18 protein-coding genes are annotated in these 21,914 nt (G+C 60.6%); 13 read left to right on the top strand and 5 right to left on the bottom strand.

Features of this window, described 5'->3' with window-relative positions; genetic code table 11:
- The first annotated feature begins 23 nt into the window (after positions 1 to 23).
- Both LOZ77_RS02270 and LOZ77_RS02275 read left to right on the top strand, forming a co-directional pair.
- Entirely contained in the window at positions 24 to 953 is a 930-nt protein-coding gene (locus tag LOZ77_RS02270; protein WP_230280598.1) for an electron transfer flavoprotein subunit alpha/FixB family protein, read from the top strand.
- A 30-nt stretch (positions 954 to 983) separates the two neighbouring features.
- On the top strand, positions 984 to 2,216 hold the full coding sequence (locus LOZ77_RS02275; protein ID WP_230280599.1) for an NAD(P)/FAD-dependent oxidoreductase: 1,233 nt from the start codon (positions 984 to 986) through the stop codon (positions 2,214 to 2,216).
- Positions 2,217 to 2,262: 46 nt separating this feature from the next.
- Here LOZ77_RS02275 and LOZ77_RS02280 read toward each other — a convergent pair whose 3' ends face one another.
- Entirely contained in the window at positions 2,263 to 3,135 is an 873-nt protein-coding gene (locus tag LOZ77_RS02280) for an alpha/beta hydrolase (RefSeq protein ID WP_230280600.1), read from the bottom strand.
- Positions 3,136 to 3,256: 121 nt separating this feature from the next.
- On the opposite strand from LOZ77_RS02280, the gene LOZ77_RS02285 reads away from it, so the two are divergent.
- Positions 3,257 to 4,444: a DUF1214 domain-containing protein gene (locus LOZ77_RS02285; protein ID WP_230280601.1), complete on the top strand. Its 1,188-nt coding sequence runs from the start codon at positions 3,257 to 3,259 to the stop codon at positions 4,442 to 4,444.
- 26 nt (positions 4,445 to 4,470) lie between these two features.
- On the top strand, positions 4,471 to 5,694 hold the full coding sequence (locus tag LOZ77_RS02290; protein ID WP_230280602.1) for a cytochrome P450: 1,224 nt from the start codon (positions 4,471 to 4,473) through the stop codon (positions 5,692 to 5,694).
- Positions 5,695 to 5,721: 27 nt separating this feature from the next.
- On the opposite strand, the gene LOZ77_RS02295 is transcribed toward LOZ77_RS02290, so the two are convergent.
- Positions 5,722 to 6,180 carry a nuclear transport factor 2 family protein gene (locus LOZ77_RS02295; protein ID WP_230280603.1) on the bottom strand — a complete coding sequence of 153 codons (459 nt, stop codon included), beginning with the start codon at positions 6,178 to 6,180 and terminating at the stop codon, positions 5,722 to 5,724.
- Positions 6,181 to 6,300: 120 nt separating this feature from the next.
- Here LOZ77_RS02295 and LOZ77_RS02300 point away from each other — a divergent pair, with 120 nt between their 5' ends.
- From LOZ77_RS02300 to LOZ77_RS02310, 3 genes are all read left to right on the top strand, one after another.
- Positions 6,301 to 7,374 carry a TIGR03857 family LLM class F420-dependent oxidoreductase gene (locus LOZ77_RS02300; protein ID WP_230280604.1) on the top strand — a complete coding sequence of 358 codons (1,074 nt, stop codon included), beginning with the start codon at positions 6,301 to 6,303 and terminating at the stop codon, positions 7,372 to 7,374.
- On the top strand, positions 7,374 to 8,495 hold the full coding sequence (locus LOZ77_RS02305; RefSeq protein ID WP_230280605.1) for a phosphotransferase family protein: 1,122 nt from the start codon (positions 7,374 to 7,376) through the stop codon (positions 8,493 to 8,495). The genes LOZ77_RS02300 and LOZ77_RS02305 overlap by 1 nt, the downstream gene beginning before the upstream one ends.
- Positions 8,496 to 8,605: 110 nt before the next feature.
- Positions 8,606 to 9,937: an MFS transporter gene (locus LOZ77_RS02310; RefSeq protein WP_230280606.1), complete on the top strand. Its 1,332-nt coding sequence runs from the start codon at positions 8,606 to 8,608 to the stop codon at positions 9,935 to 9,937.
- 29 nt (positions 9,938 to 9,966) lie between these two features.
- Here LOZ77_RS02310 and LOZ77_RS02315 read toward each other — a convergent pair whose 3' ends face one another.
- The gene (locus LOZ77_RS02315) at positions 9,967 to 10,839 is read right to left on the bottom strand and encodes a MaoC/PaaZ C-terminal domain-containing protein (protein WP_230280607.1); all 873 of its coding nucleotides are present in this window, start codon (positions 10,837 to 10,839) and stop codon (positions 9,967 to 9,969) included.
- A gap of 353 nt (positions 10,840 to 11,192) precedes the next feature.
- Between LOZ77_RS02315 and LOZ77_RS02320 the strand changes: the two genes are divergently transcribed.
- Complete coding sequence (locus LOZ77_RS02320) at positions 11,193 to 12,284, top strand: CaiB/BaiF CoA-transferase family protein (RefSeq protein ID WP_255671158.1); 1,092 nt, start codon at positions 11,193 to 11,195, stop codon at positions 12,282 to 12,284.
- Here the strand turns inward: LOZ77_RS02320 and LOZ77_RS02325 are convergent.
- On the bottom strand, positions 12,271 to 13,266 hold the full coding sequence (locus LOZ77_RS02325; protein WP_230280609.1) for an NADP-dependent oxidoreductase: 996 nt from the start codon (positions 13,264 to 13,266) through the stop codon (positions 12,271 to 12,273). The genes LOZ77_RS02320 and LOZ77_RS02325 overlap by 14 nt on opposite strands.
- A gap of 158 nt (positions 13,267 to 13,424) precedes the next feature.
- Here LOZ77_RS02325 and LOZ77_RS02330 point away from each other — a divergent pair, with 158 nt between their 5' ends.
- From LOZ77_RS02330 to LOZ77_RS02345, 4 genes are all read left to right on the top strand, one after another.
- Positions 13,425 to 14,630: an acetyl-CoA C-acetyltransferase gene (locus LOZ77_RS02330; RefSeq protein ID WP_230280610.1), complete on the top strand. Its 1,206-nt coding sequence runs from the start codon at positions 13,425 to 13,427 to the stop codon at positions 14,628 to 14,630.
- A 4-nt stretch (positions 14,631 to 14,634) separates the two neighbouring features.
- The gene (locus LOZ77_RS02335) at positions 14,635 to 16,812 is read left to right on the top strand and encodes a 3-hydroxyacyl-CoA dehydrogenase NAD-binding domain-containing protein (protein WP_230280611.1); all 2,178 of its coding nucleotides are present in this window, start codon (positions 14,635 to 14,637) and stop codon (positions 16,810 to 16,812) included.
- A gap of 6 nt (positions 16,813 to 16,818) precedes the next feature.
- Positions 16,819 to 17,976, top strand: a complete 1,158-nt coding sequence (locus tag LOZ77_RS02340) for an acyl-CoA dehydrogenase family protein (protein ID WP_230280612.1) — start codon at positions 16,819 to 16,821, stop codon at positions 17,974 to 17,976.
- A gap of 256 nt (positions 17,977 to 18,232) precedes the next feature.
- Positions 18,233 to 18,838: a gamma carbonic anhydrase family protein gene (locus LOZ77_RS02345; RefSeq protein ID WP_230280613.1), complete on the top strand. Its 606-nt coding sequence runs from the start codon at positions 18,233 to 18,235 to the stop codon at positions 18,836 to 18,838.
- On the opposite strand, the gene LOZ77_RS02350 is transcribed toward LOZ77_RS02345, so the two are convergent.
- Entirely contained in the window at positions 18,835 to 19,791 is a 957-nt protein-coding gene (locus tag LOZ77_RS02350) for a flavin reductase family protein (protein WP_230280614.1), read from the bottom strand. The two genes, LOZ77_RS02345 and LOZ77_RS02350, sit on opposite strands and share 4 nt — an antisense overlap.
- 419 nt (positions 19,792 to 20,210) lie before the next feature.
- Here LOZ77_RS02350 and LOZ77_RS02355 point away from each other — a divergent pair, with 419 nt between their 5' ends.
- Positions 20,211 to 21,656 (top strand): amidase, encoded by a 1,446-nt coding sequence (locus LOZ77_RS02355; protein ID WP_230280615.1) that lies wholly within the window; start codon positions 20,211 to 20,213, stop codon positions 21,654 to 21,656.
- Positions 21,657 to 21,914 lie beyond the last annotated feature (258 nt).

The raw sequence follows: 21,914 nt of genomic DNA on the forward strand, positions 1-21,914 counted from the left end.
CGAAGCCACAAAGGAATCGTAAGATGAAGACGCTTGTTTATGTCGATCACGACAATAGCCATCTGGGCGATGCGACGCTGGCCACGGTGACCGCGGCCTCGAAGCTGGGCGAAGTGCACCTGCTGGTCGCGGGCGCTGCCTGCGGCGCTGTTGCCGAAGCCGCCGCCAAGATCGCAGGCGTGGGCAAGGTCCATGTCGCTGACGATGCTGCCTATGAACACCAGCTGGCCGAGAATGTCGCGCCGCTGATCCAAGGGCTGATGGAAACCCATGACGCGGTGCTGTTCCCCGCCACCACCACCGGCAAGAACATCGCGCCGCGCGTCGCGGCCCTGCTCGATGTGATGCAGATCAGCGATATCGTGTCGGTCGAGAGCGAGAAGAGCTTCACCCGCCCGATCTATGCGGGCAACGCCATTGCCACCGTCGAGAGCACTGACGCAAAGCTGGTCATCACCGTGCGCGGCACCGCCTTCGACAAGGCGGAACCCACCGGCGGCAACGCCGCGATCGAAGCCGTCGCCTCCACCGGCGATGCGGGCAAGTCCAGCTTCGTTTCTGCCGAACTGGCCAAGTCCGAGCGTCCCGAACTGACCAGCGCGAAGATCATCGTCTCGGGCGGCCGCGCATTGAAGGATGCGGAGACCTTCGAGAGCGTCATCATGCCGCTCGCCGACAAGCTCGGCGCAGGCGTGGGCGCGAGCCGGGCCGCAGTCGACGCGGGCTATGTCCCCAACGACTACCAGGTCGGGCAGACCGGCAAGATCGTCGCGCCCGAAGTCTATATCGCCATCGGCATATCGGGCGCGATCCAGCACCTTGCGGGCATGAAGGACTCCAAGACCATCATCGCCATCAACAAGGACGAGGACGCCCCCATATTCCAGGTCGCAGACATCGGGCTGGTTGCTGATTTGTATAAAGCGGTGCCGGAGCTGATCGGGAAAGTTTGAATCGCGTTCAAAGACTTGTCGGAGTTAAGTGTGAAGCAAGCAGACGTCATCATCGTGGGCGCAGGTCATGGCGGAGCCGCCGCCGCTCTCGCTCTTAGGCAGGCCGGTTTTGAGGGTTCGATCGCCATGATCGGGCGCGAGAAAGAGCCGCCCTATGAGCGTCCGCCCCTGTCCAAGGAGTATCTGGCCCGCGACAAGGAATTCGAGCGGCTTTACATCCGCCCGCCGCAGTTCTGGGGCGAAAAGGACATCGACCTCCAGCTCGGCACCAGCGTGACCGAGATCGATGCGCGGGCCAAGACGGTAAAGCTCAGCAATGGCGAGGAAATGGCATATGGCCACCTGATTTGGGCAGCAGGCGGCGATGCGCGGCGGCTGTCCTGTTCGGGTGCCGAACTCGCTGGCGTCCACTCGGTGCGAACCCGCGCAGATGTGGACCGGATGATGGCGGAGATCGACGCGGGCGCGAAACGCTGCGTGGTGATCGGCGGCGGCTATATTGGGCTGGAAGCGGCAGCCGTGCTACGCAAGCTGGACATCGAGGTTGTGCTGGTCGAAATGCTCGACCGCGTGCTGGCGCGCGTTGCGGGTGAGACCTTGTCGCGCTTTTACGAGAAGGAACACCGCGACCACGGCGTGAACATCATGCTGGAAACCGGCGTCGACTGCATTCTGGGCGATGGCGAGAAAGTCACCGGCGTCCGCCTGTCCGACGGCAGCGAGATCGAGGCCGATATGGTGATCGTGGGCATCGGCATCGTTCCCTGCATCGGCCCGCTGATCGTGGCGGGCGCGACCGGCGCGAATGGCGTGGACGTCGATGAATATTGCCGCACCTCGCTGGACGACGTCTATGCCATCGGCGACTGCGCTGCGCATGCCAATGATTACGCCGACGGGGCCGTTATCCGGCTGGAATCGGTGCAGAACGCGAACGACATGGCCAAGACGGCGGCCATGGCGATCTGCGGCGACAAGCAGCGCTACAAGGCGACGCCGTGGTTCTGGTCGAACCAGTATGATCTGAAGCTGCAGACGGTGGGGCTGTCGACGGGTTTCGACCAGATCGTCGTGCGCGGCGAGCCCGAGAGCCGCAGCTTTTCCATCGTCTATCTGCGCGACGGCAAAATCGTGGCGCTCGACTGCGTGAACAAGGTCAAGGATTACGTGCAGGGCAAGAAGCTGGTCGAGCGCCATGCGGTGATCGACCCCACGCTACTGGGCGACAATGATGTGGCGCTCAAGGAAATGGGCGAGGGCTAGGCGCAAGGCGGGGTTAGAACAGCGTAGGAAGCCAGTCCCCGCACAATCAGTTGCGGTCGATCCAGTCGTTCAGATCGGCCCAGTGGCTGCGCCGTGAACCGGCGAAATTCTGGCAGTGCGCCGCATTGTCCACGATCTGCAGTTCGGTTGAAGCCGCTGCCTTGAAATAGGCGGTCTCTCGCGAGGGATCGGGGCTGGTGTCGATCGCGCTTTGTACCACGAGCACAGGTACGGTAATCGCCGCAGCCTCTTCGTGTACGACGCCAGGCGTAAGCGCGGCGCGGCCCAGTGTTGCGGGTGTGGAAGAAGCGTGCGCTTCATCCGCCTCCACCTGCGCATGCGGTACATCCGGCCAGTAAAACAGCTTGCGCATGGGTTCACGCGGCGTGGCGAGGTAGCCGCTGGGAATAAGGCCAGCACGAAGCTTTCCCATGTCGGTATCGCCTAGCACCATCGGTTCATTGGCCCAGCCCAGGACGGCAACCCGGTCGAAAACGGGATGCATGGCGGCCTGCGATATGATCATCATGCCGCCCATCGAATGGCCAATGCCAGTTACGCTGATGTCTGGCCCCAGCTCATCCACGACCAAGGCCAGCGCAGCGGCATGGGCATTCGCGATAATCGCGCGGCTCAGCTTGCTTTCGGGTTCCGGTTTCGTGCTGTCACCCATGCCCAACATGTCGATGGCGAGCACAGCCTTGCTGCGATCGGTGAACCAGCGCGCGAAGCTATAGCTTTCGTCGGCAAAAGGCGGATTCCAGTAGATACGCGAATAGCCTCCGCCATGAATGGCGAAAATCAGGTGCTTGCCGCTCTTGGCCCAATTGTCGGGCAGATGCAGGCTGGCCGCGATCTCTGTCTTCTCGCCAATCGCCGCCGCGCTGGAAACGTCCAGCATCATGTCCTTCGATTTCATCGCAGACCCTCCTTGTCGGTGATGTTCGCCGCACCGGCCATAGAAGCACCTGCCGTGAGAGAGGTTCAATCTCATATCGAACCGAGAGACTTGACGAGAAAACGGAAGAGAGGAGTTGGGCATGAGTGCAGACGGTCTGTCGTGGGAAAAGCTGGTCGATGAATTGCGACCGCTGGGCGATGCGATGCGGACGCGCGTGCCGGAACGGCTGCGCAGCGATCCGCAGATCTTGGCGGAATCGATGCGCCTGTTGCTGGCGGGCCTTGCGCGGGCGAGTTCAGATGCGCTTGTTGGTGATCGCCGCCATCCGATATTCGTGCCCGAACTGAACATTGCGCAGAACATCTTCCAGCCCAATGCCGACACGATCTACAAATCGGCGATCATCGAGAAGGGCGGCAGCTATCTGTTGCGGGGCGATCGCGGTACGGTGCGAATGATCATCCTTGCCCAAATGGGACCCGACACGCTGCGGACCGGTCAGCACAGCCCGCTGTTGGGGCAGACCGATTTCGACGATCTGACCGTCGGCGAAGACGGATCGTTCGAACTTGTCATCTCGCCGGAGCGTCCTGCCAGTTACACCGGGAACTGGGCCGCGCTGGACCCGCAATGCGAAAAGTTCATGGTGCGTATCGTGTCATGCGACTGGGGCGCTGAGCGAGAGCCCCGGTTCGGAATTGCGCGGCTTGACGTCGATGATGCCAAGGGCCGCCCAAGCGCTGACGACTTGCACGCCGCTTTCGATGAAATGCCCTTCATCACCCGCGTCTGTGCATTGGCTTTCCCAACCCATGTCGAGGAATTGCGGGACGAGGGATATCTCAACAAGCTCAAGATTTTCGATGTCTCGCAAATGTCCGGACTCAAGGGGCAATTCTATTACGAGGGCGCCTATGAGCTGGCCGACGACGAGGCACTCATTAGCGAAGTTCGCGTCCCGCAAAGCTACCGCTATTGGTCGATCATCCTGACCAATGAACTGTACGAGACGACCGACTGGTACAACAACCAGGCAAGCCTGAACGACGTGCAGGGCGTGGTCGATCCCGATGGTGTGTTCCGCACGGTGATTTCTTCGCGGGATCCCGGCGTGCACAACTGGCTCGATACGTCGGGTTATCCCGCAGGGGCCATTCAGGGACGGTGGTTCGAGGCCAGCGAAAAGCCGATGCCTACCATAAGAAAGGTCAAGATAGACGATGTCCTGTCGCATCTGCCCGAAGCAACAAGGCGCGTGAGTCCGCAGGAACGCAGCGAAGCATTGCGCGACCGCCGACTCGCAGCGCAGATGCGCATCATCTGGTGATTCCAGAGAATTGACGGAGAATGACAATGGCTTCCGCCCCGACTCGTGAAATCCCGGCGCATGTTCCTGCCGACAAGGTGGTCACGCTCGACTTCTTCAAGCGTGAGAATGTCGATGTTTGCCCGCAGGAGGTCATGCTGCCAGAAATTCAGCGGACGCTTCCGCCTGTCACCTGGTGTACGAATATCTTTCCCGGCGATCAGGGCGGATGGCTGCTGACAAAGGTGGAGGATATGCACGAAGTCCTTCGCGACGCGGACAATTATACCAAGAATGGCATGGGCAAGTTCGCCCAGTCGATCGGCGAAGACTGGCTGGTCATCCCCACCGAGACCGACCTGCCCGAGCATGGTGAGTATCGCAAGGCGTTGAACCCGTTCTTCGCGCCCCAGAAGATCGCACGGATGCGCGACGAACTTCACGAGCGTGCGGTCGCCTTGATCGACAATTTCAAAGACCAGGGACATTGCGAATTCGTCGAGGAGTTCTCGGCGAAATTCCCCATTTTCATCGTCCTCGACCTGCTCGGTTTGCCGCAGGACAGAATGCCCGAATTCCTGGAGTGGGAGAAAAACATCTTCCATACCAACGACTTCGAACTGCGGACACGCGCGGTCCAGAAGGTCGTCGATTATTTGAACGAGGTGATTGCCGAGCGTCGGGCCAACCCGGGTGATGACTACATCAGCGGCATTTTCGATTATGAGATCAATGGCCGCAAATGGAACGACAAGGAAGTTTTCGGCCACTGCTTCAACCTTTTCATCGGCGGGCTCGACACCGTGACGTCGCTGATGGGCAACATCTTCACCTTTCTGGCAAGATATCCCGATAAACAGCAGGAATTACGCGATAATCCCAAACAGATCGTTCTGGCGGTCGAGGAATTCCTGCGCGCATTCGCCCCGGTCAGCGTGTTTCGTATCGCAGCCAAGGAGGTCGAAATCCGGGGGCAGAAAATCATGCCCGGCGATTACGTGGGTATCTCGACCGCGGTCGCCGGGTATGATCCGGACTATTACGAGAATCCGCAGGAAGTGCGGTTCGACCGCAAGGCGCCGCATATCTCGCTGGGTTTCGGCATCCACAAATGCCTCGGCATGCATCTTGCCCGCATGGAGTTGCAGACCGCGCTTGAACACTGGTTGAAACTGGTGCCGCCCTTCCGCGTCGCTGATGGGTTCGACATCAAATATCATGCCGGCAACATCACCCATGTGCCGAAACTGGAACTGGCCTGGGAGGTCTAGTCCGGCTCTGGGCGCCGGGGTGAATTTTCATGCCCCATGCATGTCTACATGAAAACGCGACAGGCGAAGCGAAGTGATTTTCCATTCGCCGTCCACCCGCCGGTAGACTTCGTGGTACTGGCCATAACCGGTAATCGATTGCACGCCTTCGATAGGCGACTGGCCCGGTTGCCAGACGACCCGGTCCTGCATCGCCCATTTCACATGGGCGGTGTCCCCGCCGGCTAGGTCGATCTCCGGCGAATGAACCTGGTGGCTGGTGGCGGCGTGATCGACGGCAAAGCGGACTTGCGCAACGATGGCATCCACGCCGAACACGGGCTCCCGCCCGGTGTCCTCGTGAACGTCCATCATCGCGTCGGCTGTGAACAGCGCCGCAAATGCCGGCCAGTCCTTGGTATCGAGAAAGCGGCAATAGCGCGCTTTCACATTCTTGATCGCTTCAAAAGCGACAAGCCGGGCCAAGGGTTCTGATATGGTGTCCATGAAAATCTCCCAATGCTGCACCCTGTCACCGGATTGAATACGGTCTGCCTGCCTTTGGAGAGGTTGTCCCTCGACATTGTCAGTGAAAGCTTGGCGCAAATTTTTGATTGGAGAGTGAAAATGACGGAACCAGGTGCGCGGGCCCTGTTCGATAAGTTCGGAACCTATATCCTCCCCGGACGCGTCGACGATCCTCGTCGCGGTATCGAGGAGGCCCAAGAGGCAGAGCGGATTGGCCTTGGCGCCATCTGGATTTCCGAACGCTTCGCTCTGAAGGAACCGGCCGTCCTTGCGGGCGCCGTGGCGGAAGCGACGGACAAGATCCGGATCAACGGCACATTCTATGCCACGATGCGGCATCCGCTGGTCACGGCCAGCATCGCCAACATGATGCAGGCGATGAGCGACAACCGCTTTGGCATCATGTTCGCCCGGGCCGTGCCGGCCTATATGAAGATGATGGGCGCGCCCGCGATCACGATGGAGCGGCTTGCCGATTATATCTCCATCTATCGACGCTTGTGGGATGGCGAGACGGTTTCCTACGAAGGGATCCTCGGCAAGTTCCCCACTCTCAAGCTTACGGACCTGCATAAAGGACCAAAGCCGCCGATCATCTTTACCGCCATGGGACCGAAAAGCCTTGCTTTTGCGGGCGAGCATTGTGACGGCGTGTTGCTGCACCCGTTCGTTTCGCCAACCGGTGTGGCGAACAGCACAAAGATCGTGCGCGATGCCGCCGAAAAGGCCGGCCGCGACCCCATGTCCGTGCGCATCTACCACAATATCATCGTAGCTCCCGACCTGCCGAAGGACGAGGAGGACGCAGTGGTCCGCGGGCGGGCCATTACATATTTCGAATTGCCCGGATTTGGCGATCTGATCGTCGAGATCAACGAGTGGGACAAGGCGGTGCTCGACAAGGTGCGTGCCCATCCCAAGATCGCGTCCCTGAACGGCAAGCCGGCCGATCAGGCCTATACAAGGCAGGAACTGGTCGATGTGGGCCAATTGCTGCCGCAGCAATGGATCGACGAGGGCGCCGCCGTCGGCACCGCGTCGCGCTGCGCCGACCAGTTGATGCAATATCTGGATGCCGGGGCGGACGAGATCCTTTTGCATGGCGCTGCGCCGAAAGACATGGGCCCCCTTGCCAGTGAATTGAAACGCGCACTTGCCGGGAAGGGCCTGTGATGACGCCGTCGCAGGTTCGGGAGCGGCTGCGAGACTGGCTTGAGGCCAATGTCGATGGCTGGCGCGACGTGCGGATCGAACCGCTGGAAGTGACCACCGGATCGGGTTTTTCCGCCCAGATCTTCTTTGTCGATGTCGAATACACCAGCCCGAACGGGCCGCAATCGAAGACCCTGGTGGTTCGCCGTCAGCCCCAGGATCACGAGGTCGTGTTCGGTTCCAGTCTGGAGTTGCAGGGGCAGATGATCGCGGCCCTCGACGCATTGGGGTCGATCCCGGTTCCGGAATGGATCGGGATGGAACTGGACCCCGCAGTGCTGGAAATGCCCTTTATCGTCATGGGACGGGTGGACGGCCACGCAGCGACCCAGAATCCCAACTATAACAAGGCGGGCTGGCTGTACGATATGTCGCCCGACCAGCGCGCCGCGACATGGCGCAATGCGGTCGAAGCCTATGCGGGAATGGCGCAGATCGACTGGCAGGAAAATGGCTTTGGCTTCATGGCCCGTCCCGATTGGGGCGCGCCGGGGCTGGACCAGTATCTCGGCTATATCGAGGCCTGGTACAACGCATGCCGCAAGAACCGCGATATGCCCTATGTCGATGCCGCAATGGACTATATCCGCAAGCATCAGCCGACGGATACGCCCGTGAACGTGCTGTGGGGCGACAGCACGCCATCGAATGTGATGTTTGCGCAGGACGGCCGCGTCAACGCCTTGATCGACTGGGAGCTGGCAGCGCTTGGGCCTGCGGAGCTGGACCTTGCGTGGTGGCTGTATTTCGACGATCTGTTCAGCCGCCGCTTTGGCGTCGAACGGCTGGAAGGGCTTCCCACGCGGGATGAAACCGTGGCGATCTGGGAGGCGGCCAACGGACGCAAGGCGGACCACCTGGAGTATTACGATGTCGTGGTGGCCCTGCGCATGGCGCTGGTCGTGGTAGGGGCGTTCGACAGGCAGGTCGCGATGGGCAATATCCCGTCAACCAACAAATCGTTGAATGCCAACTTCATGACGCTGTATCTCGCCGAACGCCTTGGGATGGACCTGCCGGAACTTGGACCGGATTTCTATGCCTTCATGAGCAATATGACCCCCGTCGACCAGAAAGAGTAAATTTAGCGGCGCGGCGAAGGTCGTGTACCATCCGGGAGAGGTCAAGATCCGCGCAAGCTGAAACCCCGAACGGGATCGATGAAGTATTTGCCGGTGTCTTTGGGGAGAAGATGATGGCGAAAACGCCGCGCGAGATAGTGGACGAGGGCAGGCTGGGCGGCTGGCAGATCGCCGCGCTGGGCATGACGATATTGCTGAACGCGCTCGACGGCTTCGACGTCATGTCGATCAGCTTTGCGGCACCGGGTATCGCCGAGGAGTGGCAGGTTCCGCAGGATGTGCTGGGCTGGGTTCTGTCGATGGAACTTATCGGCATGGCGGTGGGATCGATCCTGCTTGGCGGCATGGCCGACAGATTCGGACGGCGTCCCACGATATTGGGCTGCCTGACGGTGATGGGGGCGGGCATGCTTCTGGTCCCCACCGCAACGGGCGTTGCGCAATTGTCGCTGTGGCGCCTGCTGACCGGTCTGGGCATCGGTGGCATGCTGGCTGCCCTGAATGCCACGGTCGCCGAATTTTCCAACGCCCGCTATCGCAGCCTTGTCCTGCCGCTGATGGTGACAGGCTATCCGCTTGGGGCATTCCTTGGCGGGATGATGGCGGCAAATGTTCTTGATGCCGGTGACTGGCGCGGCGTGTTCTATCTGGGGGCAGGGCTGACCATCGCGGCCATACCGCTGTCTTTCTTCCTGATCCCGGAAACACCCGACTGGCTGGTCGATCGCCGCCCCGCCAATGCCCTGCAACGGATCAACACGATCCTTCGGCGCTTTCGCCTGCCCGAAGCGACCGAACTGCCCGAACCGTCCGCTGGCCCAAGAAGGTCGTCGATTGCCGATATTCTAAGGCCGCCGTTGCTGTCGCGCACCTTGCTGCTGACGCTCGCCTATCTGACCCATGTCACGGCCTATTATTATTTCGTGAAATGGATACCCAAGCTGGTGGTGGACATGGGTTTCGATGCCAGCGCGGGTGGCGGCGTGCTGACCAAGGCCATGCTGGGCGGCGCGATCGGCGGCGGCCTGCTGGGGGTGGTGGCGCTCAGGATCGGGATCAAGAAGGCAACGGTGATCGCCCTTGCCGGCGCCTTTGTCATGCTCAACATATTCGGACAAGCGCCCGAGGATATCGCCATGCTGGGCTGGATCGCGGGCGTCACCGCGTTTTTTTCGAACGCAGCGGCGGTCGGCTTCTATGCCTTGCTGGCGATGGCCTTTCCGCCGCATGTGCGGGCAACCGGCACCGGTTTCGGAATCGGCTTTGGCAGGGCAGGGGCGGCCATGGGGCCCGCCCTTGCCGGAATATTGTTTGCCCGCGGTCTCGATGTCGAGGCGGTATCGCTGATCATATCGATCGGTTCGGCGGTATCGATCTGCGCCATCCTGCTGGTACGCATTACCGCCGGACCGCGCGCGGCGACAGACCGCCGCGACGCGTAATCATCCGATGCCGTAAGTGACGGATCGCGTCACGCAGCGGCGTGGACGATCCGCGCGAACCCGTTGTCGATCACGCGCTCCTGCGTTCCGTTGCGGAAAGCGCGGAAATGCAGTGTGTCGCCATCCTGCCAGATATGGGTGTGGATGTCGTCGCCGGGATAGACCGGCGCGGTGAAGCGCACGTTCATTTCGCGCAAACTAGCCGCCACCCCGCCACACGCGCCATGGATCAGCGCGCGCGAGACGAGTCCCATCGTGCCCAGCCCGTGCAGGATTGGCCGGTCGAAACCGACCGACGCGGCTGCTTCCGGATCGATATGCAGCGGATTCCTGTCTCCCGACAGGCGATAAATCGCCGCTTGCGCCAGGCTGGTCGGCAGTACGACTGCAAGGTCGGGATCTCGGTCGGGTATCGGGAACTGGGGCTCCGCAGGCAGGCTGCGCTCTCCGCCAAAGCCTCCGGCACCCTGAATGAACCATATCTCGGACGTTTCTGCGACAAGAAGCCCGCTTAGGGTGCGAACCTCCTTCTTTGCCCGGATCAGTGCGGGCTTGCCGGGTCCCTTGTCGGCGACATCCGTCACCTTGGTGGTCCCGATCAACGTGCCAGCCGATTCCAGCGGCACATGAATCTTCAGGCGCTGTTCCCCGTGCAGGATCGACAGCCAGTCCAGCCCCGTGGCCGGGTCCATCGCCCAGAAGCCGGGCGTACCGAGTACCAGAGCCATTGTCGGTAAAACCTGCAGATTGCGCTCAAATACCAGGCTCGTCTCGTCAATTTCGCTTGTCAGACCAGCTCCCACGCCCAGAGCGTAGATGATCGCGTCGCGAGGATCATAGTCATCATGCGTTTCCGGGATGGCATAGGAAAGCAGCTTTTCGGTATCGAGCGGAGCGGTCATGCGGCTAGGGCCTCTTCAATATGGCAATGCGGTCGCGGCGTAATCCGCCTAGCAGATTTACGCTTGGTCTAGCGCCAGGTGTCAGGTGAAATCTGTATCGGCGATACGACGATCTTGGGTGGAGAAAATGCCCTATCTGCCCAATGCGAACGGCTTCCCCTTTCGGACGATAGGTCTATGATCAGTTGCGAGCTTCGCCCGGGGTAAAAGGTTTCGATCGTAAGTTGGCGCGCCCTATCGAAGGGCAGGGGTCGTGAATCGGCTCGAGGTTAGGGCCGGAGGCAACCAACACCTGACGGGATTGCGCGCTGCCCATGCGCCGATCACCTCACCTAGGAATACGAGGGCCCCCAATGCCGCACGGACCGCTAGCCGGTATTCGAATAGTCGAAATGGACGCGATCGGACCTGTGCCGCTGTGCGGGATGATCCTCTCGGGCCTCGGCGCCGAAGTCGTGCGCGTCACCCGGCCGGGAGGGCATTCGGCGTGGGGCGATATCGGTGATGCGGTGGTCCTGCGCGGTCGCACTGAAGTGCAGCTCGACCTGAAATCCGATAAGGGGAAACAGGCGCTTCTGGAACTGGCCGATCATGCTGATGCGCTTATTGAAGGCGCGCGTCCCGGCGTGATGGAACGGTTGGGTCTGGGCCCCCCCGAATGTCTCGCACGCAATCCAAGTCTTGTCTTTGCGCGCATGACGGGCTGGGGGCAGGAAGGTGACCTTAGCAAAACCGCAGGCCATGACATCAACTATATCGCGATGACCGGTGCCTTGCATGCCATCGGGAAGAAGGGCGAGCCGCCGACCGTACCGCTCAACCTTGTGGGTGATTATGCTGGCGGCACAATGTTTATGGCGCTGGGGATCGTTTCCGCAGTCCTGTCTGCGCGCCAGACCGGTAGGGGCCAGGTCGTCGATGCAGCCATGGTCGATGGCGTGGCAAACCTGCTGGGCCTTTATCATGCATTCGTGGCCAACGGGCTTTGGCAGGACGAACCCGAATCCAACCTCCTCGACGGGGGTGCGCCGTTCTATCAATGCTACCTGTGCCATTGTGGCGGATCGGTCGCGGTTGGCGCGTTGGAGCCGCAATTCTTCGCTGCGCTGCTGGATGGGCTGAATGTGCCGCAGGACCGGTATGACCAGAATGACCGGTCGCAGTGGCCCGCCATGCAGGCAGAGTTCAAGCGGATCTTCGCATCGGCATCCCGCGACGATTGGGAGCAGCGATTTGCGGGCACCGACGCCTGCGTTTCACCGGTCCTCTCCCTTAGCGAAGCCACCCGGCACCCGGTCAACGCCGAACGCAGCGTGTTCATCGATCATAATGGGGTGATGCAGGCCGCACCAGCGCCGCGCTTCTCGGCGACGCCCGGGCAGGTGACGCCCAGCCGGTCGGCTACTGTCGAAGACATCGTCGATGCATGGACTACAGCCGGATGACGCGCTTTCCCGCGTTCTCGCCGCGGTAGAGCCCGGCAAGGGCATCCGGACACATCTCAATCCCGTCCAGCAGATCTTCGCAGTAGCGCAGCTTGCCCTGGCGCACCCATTGCGCCAGCTTCGCCACGGAGTTTTCCCAGCGGTCGAAGTGATCGAACACAACAAATCCCTGCATTCGAGCGCGTTTCACAAGGAGATGCCGCTCCACGCGCGGCCCGGTTGGCCACGGGCTCCAGCGATCTATGGCGGCGGTACCGCAATTCACCACCCGCGCATGCAATGCCAGATGCGGCAAGACCGCATCGCTGATCGCACCCGACGTATTGTCGAAATATATGTCGACGCCATCCGGACACGCCTTCGCCAGTGCCTCGTCCAGTCCTGCGGCCTTGTAATCGATTGCCGCGTCGAAGCCGAAATCTACGATGCACTGGCTGACCTTGGCTGGTCCGCCTGCAATGCCCACGGTGCGGCACCCCAGCATGCGGCCGATCTGCCCGACGGCTGACCCTACTGAGCCGGCCGCTGTCGAAACGACCAGCGTATCGCCCGCTTTCGGTTCGCCCACCATCGTCAGGGCAAGAAAGGCCGTGATGCCGTTGATGCCCAGTACGCCAAGCGCAAGGGAAGGGGAAAGATCCGGCTGTGAAACCGCGCGCACGATTGCATCCGACCCGACTGTTGCGATTTCCTGCCAGCCGAACCAGCCGAGGACGATCTGACCCTCGCGCCAGTCGGGATGGCGACTTTCCGTGATTTCGCCCACCGCCAGCGAACGCATTACGCCGCCGACGGGCACGGGATCCGAATAATTACCGGCATCTGCGATCCAGCCACGCATCGCAGGGTCAACCGACAAGAAGCGATTGGCGATACGAAGTTGACCTTCGCCCAAAGGCGGAACCGCAATCCGGTCCATCGCAAAATTGGCGGCCTGCGCTATGCCGGCCGGTCTCGATACGAGTATGACCCTGCGGTTCATTTCGACCTTTTGATTCCCCATACACCACCGAAAGCCCGTGTTTTGGATAGAGATATCCTATCGCAGGGTAGGTGATGAGATGGCCTGCGGCCCGGATGGGGGTCACCAAAAGAACGGACAGAGGTTCGTTCACGGTCGACTTCGGGAGAATCGCTCCAATGCGTGATGTATTTATCTATGACCACGTTCGGACACCGCGCGGACGCGGACGGGCGGATGGCTCGCTGCATGAAATTCCCGCCATCGAACTGGTCACCCAGTTGTTGCAGGAAATCCGCGATCGCAATGGCCTCGAAACGGCTCTTCTGGACGATGTGGTGATCGGGTGTGCTCAGCCCGTGGGCGAGCAGGGCGGAGTGCTTGCTCGCGGGGCAGTGGTGAACGCGGGCTATGCCCACAGCGTTGCCGGTCAGCAATTGCACCGCTTTTGCGCCTCTGGGCTCGAGGCCGTGAATAATGTCGCTGCGCAGGTCGCCAGCGGGATGGCCAGCGCAGGCATCGGCGGCGGCGTCGAAAGCATGAGCCGCGTGATCATGGGCTATGACAGCGGGGCGTGGGTCGCGGATCCCGCCGTCGCCCTGCAAAATTACTATGCGCCGCAAGGCCTTGGCGCAGACATGATTGCTACCCTCGAAGGATACAGCCGCGAAGCTGTCGACCAATATGCGGTTGAAAGCCAGCGCCGCGCTGCAAAGTCATGGGACGAACGCAATTTTGACCGCTCGATCGTGCCAGTGAAGGACGTGATGGGCGAAGTCATCCTGGACAATGACGAATACCGGCGGCCGGCAACAACCATGGAATCGCTCGCGGGCCTGAAGGCTGCCTTCCCGCCCTTTGCCAAGATGGGCTTCGGCCGCGTCGCCAAGGAACGCTATCCCGAGATCGAGGAAATCAATCACGTCCATACCGGCGGCAATTCCAGCGGCATCGTCGACGGTTCGGGCATCGTGATGCTGGGCGATGCCGAGTTCGGTAAAGCCGCCGGCCTCAAGCCGCGCGCCCGTATCAAGGGCTGGGCCTCGATAGGGTCTGATCCGACCATCATGCTGACCGCGCCCGCAGATGTCGCACGCAAGGCGCTGAAGAACGTGGGCATGGAGAAGGGCGACATCGACCTCTACGAATTGAACGAGGCGTTCGCCAGCGTTGTCTTGCGCTTCATGGACCATCTGGGCGTCGATCACGACATCACCAATGTGGCAGGCGGCGCAATTGCCCTTGGCCATCCGCTTGGCGCGACGGGCGCCATGATCTTGGGCACCGTTCTCGACGAACTGGAACGCCGCGACCTCAATACCGCCATGACCCTGCTGTGCGCCGGCAACGGCCTCGGCACCGCCACCATTATCGAACGGGTGTGACCCGATGAGCGAAAGCGCAAAGAGCAAAACCATGCGACACATCAAGCTGGACAAGGGCGCCGACGGCGTCGCCATTCTAACACTCGACAATGCTGATGAGAGCATGAATGTCGTTTCGGGCGAATGGCTTGAAGATATGAATGCCGCAATTGCAGAGTTGCGGGACGACGAGAGTGTTACCGGCGTCATCATCACATCGGGCAAGAAGGCCTTCATGGCGGGCGCCGACCTCAAGCTGATGGTGGCCGGTTATGAAACCATGACGCCCACGGATGCCTTTGCGTTCAGCCAGAAGGCAACGGCAATGCACCGCGCGCTGGAAACGATGGGCAAGCCGGTCGCCTGTGCCATGAACGGCCTTGCGCTTGGCGGAGGGTTCGAACTGGCACTGGCATGCCACCACCGTGTGCTGTCGGACGATCCGCGTGCCGTCGTGGGGCTGCCAGAAGTCAATCTGGGTCTTTTGCCGGGATCGGGCGGCACGCAGCGCCTGCCACGCCTGATTGGTCGCAAGAAGGGGCTCGACCTGCTTCTTTCCGGCCGTTCGGTCGCGCCGAAGGAAGCGCTGGAACTGGGCCTCGTCGACGAAATCGCACCTATCGACCAGCTGGTCGACAAGGCGCGCCAGTGGCTGGCCACCAATCCGCCCGCAGAGCGGATCTGGGACGTTAAAGGCTATGCCATTCCCGAGATGCGGGGCATGATTGTGCCCGAAGTCGCGATGGATTATTCGATCAGCGTCGCGCAGGTCGCTGGCAAGCATGGCTATCATTATCCGGCGCCCGCTGCGATTCTATCATGTGTGTTCGAAGGGTTGCAATTACCGATGGGCAAGGCGCTTTCGGTGGAAAGCAAGTACTTCGCAAATCTACTGACCGATCCGGTCGCGCGTAACATCATCCGCACAACCTTCATTTCCAAGCAGGCTGCCGAAAAGGGTGCGCGTCGCCCCGAAGGGGTGGCGAAGTCGGAAGTGAAGAAACTGGGTGTGCTGGGCGCCGGCATGATGGGTGCGGGCATTGCGCTCGTCGCTGCCAAGGCGGGGATCGACGTGGTATTGATTGACCGAGACACGACCACCGCCGCCAAAGGCAAGGCCTATAGCGAAAAGGTGTTCGGCAAGGCTGTCGAGCGCGGCAAGATGCCGCAGGACAAGGCCGATGCCGCGCTTGCGCATATCACGCCGACCGACGATTTCGCGCTGCTCGACGGATGCGATCTTGTGGTCGAGGCGGTGTTCGAGGATATGGGCATCAAGGCCGAAACCACGCAAAAGGCCGAAGCCGTCCTGCCGGAGAGCGCGGTCTTTGCGACCAATACCTCCACCCTGCCGATTTCGGAGCTTGCCAAGGCTTCCAAGCGGCCGGACCAATATATCGGCCTGCATTTCTTTTCGCCTGTCGATCGCATGGGACTGGTCGAAGTCATCATGGGCGAGCAGACGTCGGACGAGACGCTGGCCAAGTCGCTGGATTTCATCGCCCAGATCCGCAAGACCCCGATCGTCGTCAATGACGCGCAGGGTTTCTACACCAGCCGGGTCTTTCGCATGTTCATCTTCGAAGGCGCTGCGATGCTGGAAGACGGCGTGGAGCCCGCAAGGATCGAGAATGCCGCGAAGGCTGCCGGTTTCCCGATCGGCCCGCTCGCCCTGCTGGACGAGGTGACGATCGACCTGCCGTTCAAGATCCTCAAGGATGCGGAAGGCAAGGACGGGAACCTCTATACGATCGAGCGTGGCGGCAAGGTGCTCGACCGGATGCTCGAACTCGGTCGCGGCAGCCGCAAGGCCGGTGCCGGCTTCTACGAATATGCCGAGGATGGCAGCAAACATCTGTGGGAAGGTCTCGGCACGGAATTCCCGGTGTCCGACGATCAGCCTGATCAGGAGGAACTGAAGAAGCGCTTCCTCTACTCGCAGGCCAATGAAACCGCGCAATGCCTTGAGGAAGGCGTGCTCGAAACCGCGCAGGATGCGGATCTGGGTGCGATATTGGGTTGGGGCTTCCCCGTCTGGACGGGCGGCACGCTCAGCTACATCGACACGATCGGGGTTGCCGAATTCGTGAAGGATGCCAGCAGGCTGGCGGACAATTACGGCGCCCGTTTTGCTCCTTCGAAATGGTTGCAGGACCGGGCGGCCGCGAACACCGCCTTCTACCCGCCGATCAAGACAGGCTGAGCACCGATGCAGCGTACTATCTTCGAACCCGAGCACGAGCAGTTTCGCGACAGCGTTCGCAAGTTCATGCAAACGGAAGTGGGGCCCCATGCTGACCGCTGGCGCGAAGCCGGAATTGTAGACCGCGAAGTCTATCTCAAGGCTGGCGAGCAGGGCCTGCTATGCGTGTTCGCGGATGAGAAATATGGTGGTGCGGGGATCGAGGATCTCCGTTTCGACCAGATCATCATCGAAGAGAACATGCGTTATGGCGACATCGGGTTCTACATCAACCTGCATAGTGATCTTGTTGCGCCGTACATCCACAAGCTCTGCAATGATGAGCAGCGGGATCGCTTCATGCCCGGAATCGTGTCGGGCGAGACGGTCCTGGCGGTAGCCATGACCGAACCTTCGACCGGCAGCGATCTTGCCGGCATGAAGACCCGTGCGGTCGAAAATGGCGATCACTGGGTATTGAACGGGGCCAAGACCTATATCTCCAACGGCATCCTCGGCGATCTGATAGTCGTGGCGGCGCGCACCGATCCCGACAAGCCGCATGGCATCAGCCTGTTCCTTGTCGAGCGTGGCATGGAAGGGTTCGAACGGGGCCGCAAGCTCGACAAGATGGGGCTGAAGTCCCAGGACACGGCAGAGCTGTTCTTCAACGATGTGAAGGTGCCGCAGGCAAACCTGATCGGCGAGGCCGGGCAGGGTTTCAAATATCTCGCCCGGATGCTGGCGCAGGAAAGGCTGATCGCGGCCATAGGTTTCATGGCGACCGCGCAGACGGCGTTCGACCTCACGCTCGATTATGTGAAGGAACGCCGGGCCTTCGGCAAGCCGATCGGGGCGTTCCAGAATACGCGGTTCAAGATGGCCCAGATGCGCGCCGAACTCGACATGGCGCAGACCTATGTCGATCAATGCGTCATGTTGCTCAATGACAAGAAGCTGACTGCCGAAGATGCCTCGGCGGCAAAGCTTCTGACCAGCGAGCTGGAAGGGCGCGTCATGGACATCTGCGTGCAATTGCATGGCGGCGCGGGGTATATGGAAGAATACCGTATCAGCCGCATGTACACCGATGCGCGCATCAGCCGCATTTTCGCGGGCACAAGCGAAATCATGTTGGAAATCATCGGTCGCGGAATCGGACTGGACGAGCGCAAGATGAACTAACGTGGGCCTGCCCACTGGCACTGGCAGGTGATAACACTGAACAGCGCAATTACGGCAATGGCGTGCAGATCCCTGCTGAGCTAGGCGTCAGGGACATGATCCTCATGACCAGCTCGTAGCACTTGAAGGCTATGGTCTGTCGATCGTGGGAGAACAAGAGATCGATAGCGATTGATGGTACATCGGCCTCCCCACTTGCGAATTCCTCGCGAGTTCACCCCGAGAGCAGATCGCCACCGCAAGAGGATGCTGCACGATGCCGTGTTACGAATTCCAGGGCCTGCGGCCGGTGGTGGATGCCGCCAGCTACCTCCATCCGCTGGCATCGCTGATCGGCGATGTGATTGTGGGGCCGGGCTGCTATATCGGACCCGGTGCAAGCCTGCGGGCCGATTTCGGGCGGATCATCGTCGAGCGGGACGCCAGCATACAGGATAATGCCACGATCCATGTGTCCACCGAAAGGGACACGGTGATCAAGCGCGGCGCCACTATCGCCCACGGCGCCGTAGTTCACGGCTGCGAGATTGGCGAGAACTGTCTCGTCGGGATCAATTCGGTCGTTCTGGATGCAGCGATCCTCGCCCCCGAATGCCTGGTGGCGGCCATGTCGTTCGTTCCGCATGGCATGGAAGTACCCCAGCGCAGCGTCCTTATGGGTATTCCAGCGCGTATTGTCCGCACCTTAGCGGGCGAGGAAGTTTCATGGCGCAACGATGGTGACGGGGACTACCAGCTTCTTACGCGCGAAGCACTTACCAGTCTCCGCCAGACCGAGCCCCTGCGTCAGGTCCAACCTGACAGGAAACGAACTCGGATCGAAGCCAGCGCCGTGACGCTGACACGCCGGTCGTCCGACTAGTCGTCCTGATCGGTCTGCAGCGCATTCATCACTTCAAGATGCTGGGTCGAGCGGTTATCTCCGTGGTGGTCGAGCGTGTCGAGAAGCAGAGACAGCAGCGATCGCAACTGATCCAGTTCCCCAGCAGAGAACGCTTTCTGGGCGCCAGCCTCCATCGCCTTGGCCTTCGCGAAAAGTCCGATCATTGTCTCGCGACCGGCTTTTGTCAGAGCGATGCTCGCATCCTCTGACAGCTCGATATACCCTTCGGCCACCAGCCTTTGAATATCGTCTTCCCTCCATTGCCAGCCTGATGCGTCCAGCATGGAGTTGACCTCCTCGACAGTAGCCGGGCCACCCTGCATCAGTACCGAGAGCGCATAGTGATCGACCTGAGACAGGCCAAGACCGCTAGCCTCGAGCCGGACATCATCGGTGAGCATGAAATAGGCGCGCGCGATAAGATAGTTGAGATCGCGGCGATTTTGGCCGTCGCCGCCGCCGGGGAACGTCTTGCGCGCATATTTCCCGCGGTGGAACAACAGAGGTTCCTTCTCCGACTGCTCGAGATCCAGGACTTCGCCGACAAAAATGATGTGATCGCCGCCATCGTATCGATAGGCCGTCCGGCATTCGAAGCGCGCAGCACAATCTTGCAGGAGAGGAACCCCACCTGCGCTCGTTTCGAACTCCACTCCCTCGAACTTGTCGATCCCGGGAGTGGCAAACCGGTTCGATAGCGCTTCCTGATCGGCCCCGAGAATATGTACTGCGAAGGCATCGACACTCGTGAACGCCTCGATGTTTGACGACTTCTTCGCCAGGCTCCACAGCACAAGAGGCGGATCGAGTGACACGGAATTGAAACTGTTCGCAGTCAGCCCGACATTTCGCCCGTCGTGGCTGGTTGTCACGATGGTCACACCGGTAGCGAAATTACCCAGTGCATCTCTCAATGATTTCGCTTCGATCACTGTTTGCCTCTCGACTCGTGGAAGGTCCATGCCGCCCCGTAGTTGGCCTTATTCTACAGAGGCCTCCCGATCCTTTACCTTCCGAGCGATAGGAACAGAGCTGCCGAAAAATTCCGCGATACCGCCCTTTTAACAATCGCCCTGCCTGTCGACAGGAAAGGCTATCCGAACTCTCTGACAAAACAACAGCTGTTCATTGCGATGACCTGTCGATCGATGTGCTTCGAAGTCGAACGGGTGCCTCGCTAAATAGCTCGGATTGCGATGCGTCTCCCGCTCGTCGCTCATTGCTCGGAGAAATCATGCGTAAGCTGCCCGCACATCTCACCCGCCGCAAAGCGCTTCACGGTCTGGCCGCCGGGACCGGTGCCTTGGCACTTTCCAGTTCAACGGCCGCACTGGGTAAGGCAACGGGCTTAATGAGAACAGAGCAAAGCCTGGCCTGGACGCCGGCATGGCAGCTTCGGGAAATGATGGCCGACAAGTCGCTGTCGCCGGTCGAACTGACGCGCTATTTTCTTGATCGGATCGACCGTATCGATCCACTTATCCACGCATACATAACCGTCGATCGCGAAGGCGCGCTTGCGCAGGCCGCATTGGCCGAAAAGGCGATATCGAACGGCGACACGCTGGGTCCGCTTCACGGAATCCCGATCTCAATCAAGGATCTTTACGCGACCAAAGGCCTCGTCACCACACAGGGGTCGATGGCGATGAAGGACCTTGTCCCTACCGTTGACGAGATCCTTGTCGAACGCCTCCGCAATGCAGGGGCCATCATCGTGGGCAAGACGAATGCGCCAGAATTCGCAACTTTCCCGCGGACGAAAACGCTCCTTGCCGGCGAAACGCTCAATCCATGGGATCGCAAGCGTATTTCCGGCGCGTCAAGCGGGGGTGCCGCCGCATCCGTTGCTGCCGGAATTACGCCCTTTGCCATCGGCAGCGATGGAGGCGGGTCGACAAGAATACCTGCAGCACTGAATGGCGTGTTCGGGTTCCAGCCCAGTGCCGGGCGCATTCCTTCGCGCAGTCCGGTAAGCGTCCACATGTCGTCGGCGGGTCCCATCACGCAGGATGTCCGCGACGGCGCCATCATAATGCAGGTGCTGGCAGGCCGCGATGCGCGCGACCCAAGCGCCATCGACGAGCCGTCGCCAGACCTTGTGTCTGCGCTTGGCGCCGGTGTGGCCGGAAAGCGGATTGGGTGGAGCCGGGACTGGGGCGTCGTTACCGGCGGCGATCCGCGCGCCATCGATGTGGCGGAGAAAGCTGTCAGGCTGTTCTCTACCGCAGGCGCAAATGTCGAAGTCGCGGACGTTACGCTGCCCGATTCCGCGGCCTGGCCCGTGTTCATCGGGATGAATGAATATTCCTATCGACGCACGGGCCGGCTGCTTGGCTTCAGTGCTGAAAAGCAGGCGCTTTTCACGCCGCCGGTGAAGGCCATGCTTGCCCAGATCAAAGCGATGGGTGGAGAGCTGTTTTCGGCTGACGATTATATGCGGCTGTTCGAGACGCGGGCAGAACTGGTGCGTTGGATTGATACGGTGTTCGAGCGCCATGATTTCATATGCACGCCTACGGTCGGGATGATTGCTCCGTTGATCCCGGATGGTGAATGGGACCAGCCCTACACTGACAAATACTCGATCGACCACATAAGCACCAACTACACATATATAGCCAATGTGCTGGGCTTGCCTGCGGCATCGGTGCCATGTGGGTTCGTCGACGGCATGCCCGTCGGACTGCAGATCATCGGGCCGAGGCTGGCCGACGCGGAAGTATTCGCGGCGGCCCATGCTTTTTCCCGGATTCAGCCCTGGGCTGGGCAGCATCCCTCGATTGCGACAATTTAACACGGCTCACTAGACCGGCGGTGTAAATGGGCATGGCCGGTTTAGTGACCTAACGCTGGCTCTTGCTGAAAGGTCGCCGAATGGCGGCCTTTTATGCGTTTTACGGCTCGCGAGAACGTGATCGAGGCCGGGGCGGTGAGTGCTTGCGCCAGAAGAGTCCCCCGTTGGTAGTTTCAGCGGGACATGTTCTGAACCGCTTGCGCCGAGCGCGCACTAGCACAAAGATATTGCCGCTTTGGGAAGTCGATTTTCCAGAAA

Origin of the sequence: Croceicoccus sp. Ery15 (assembly GCF_020985305.1) — a bacterium.
Classification (GTDB): Bacteria; Pseudomonadota; Alphaproteobacteria; order Sphingomonadales; family Sphingomonadaceae; genus Croceicoccus.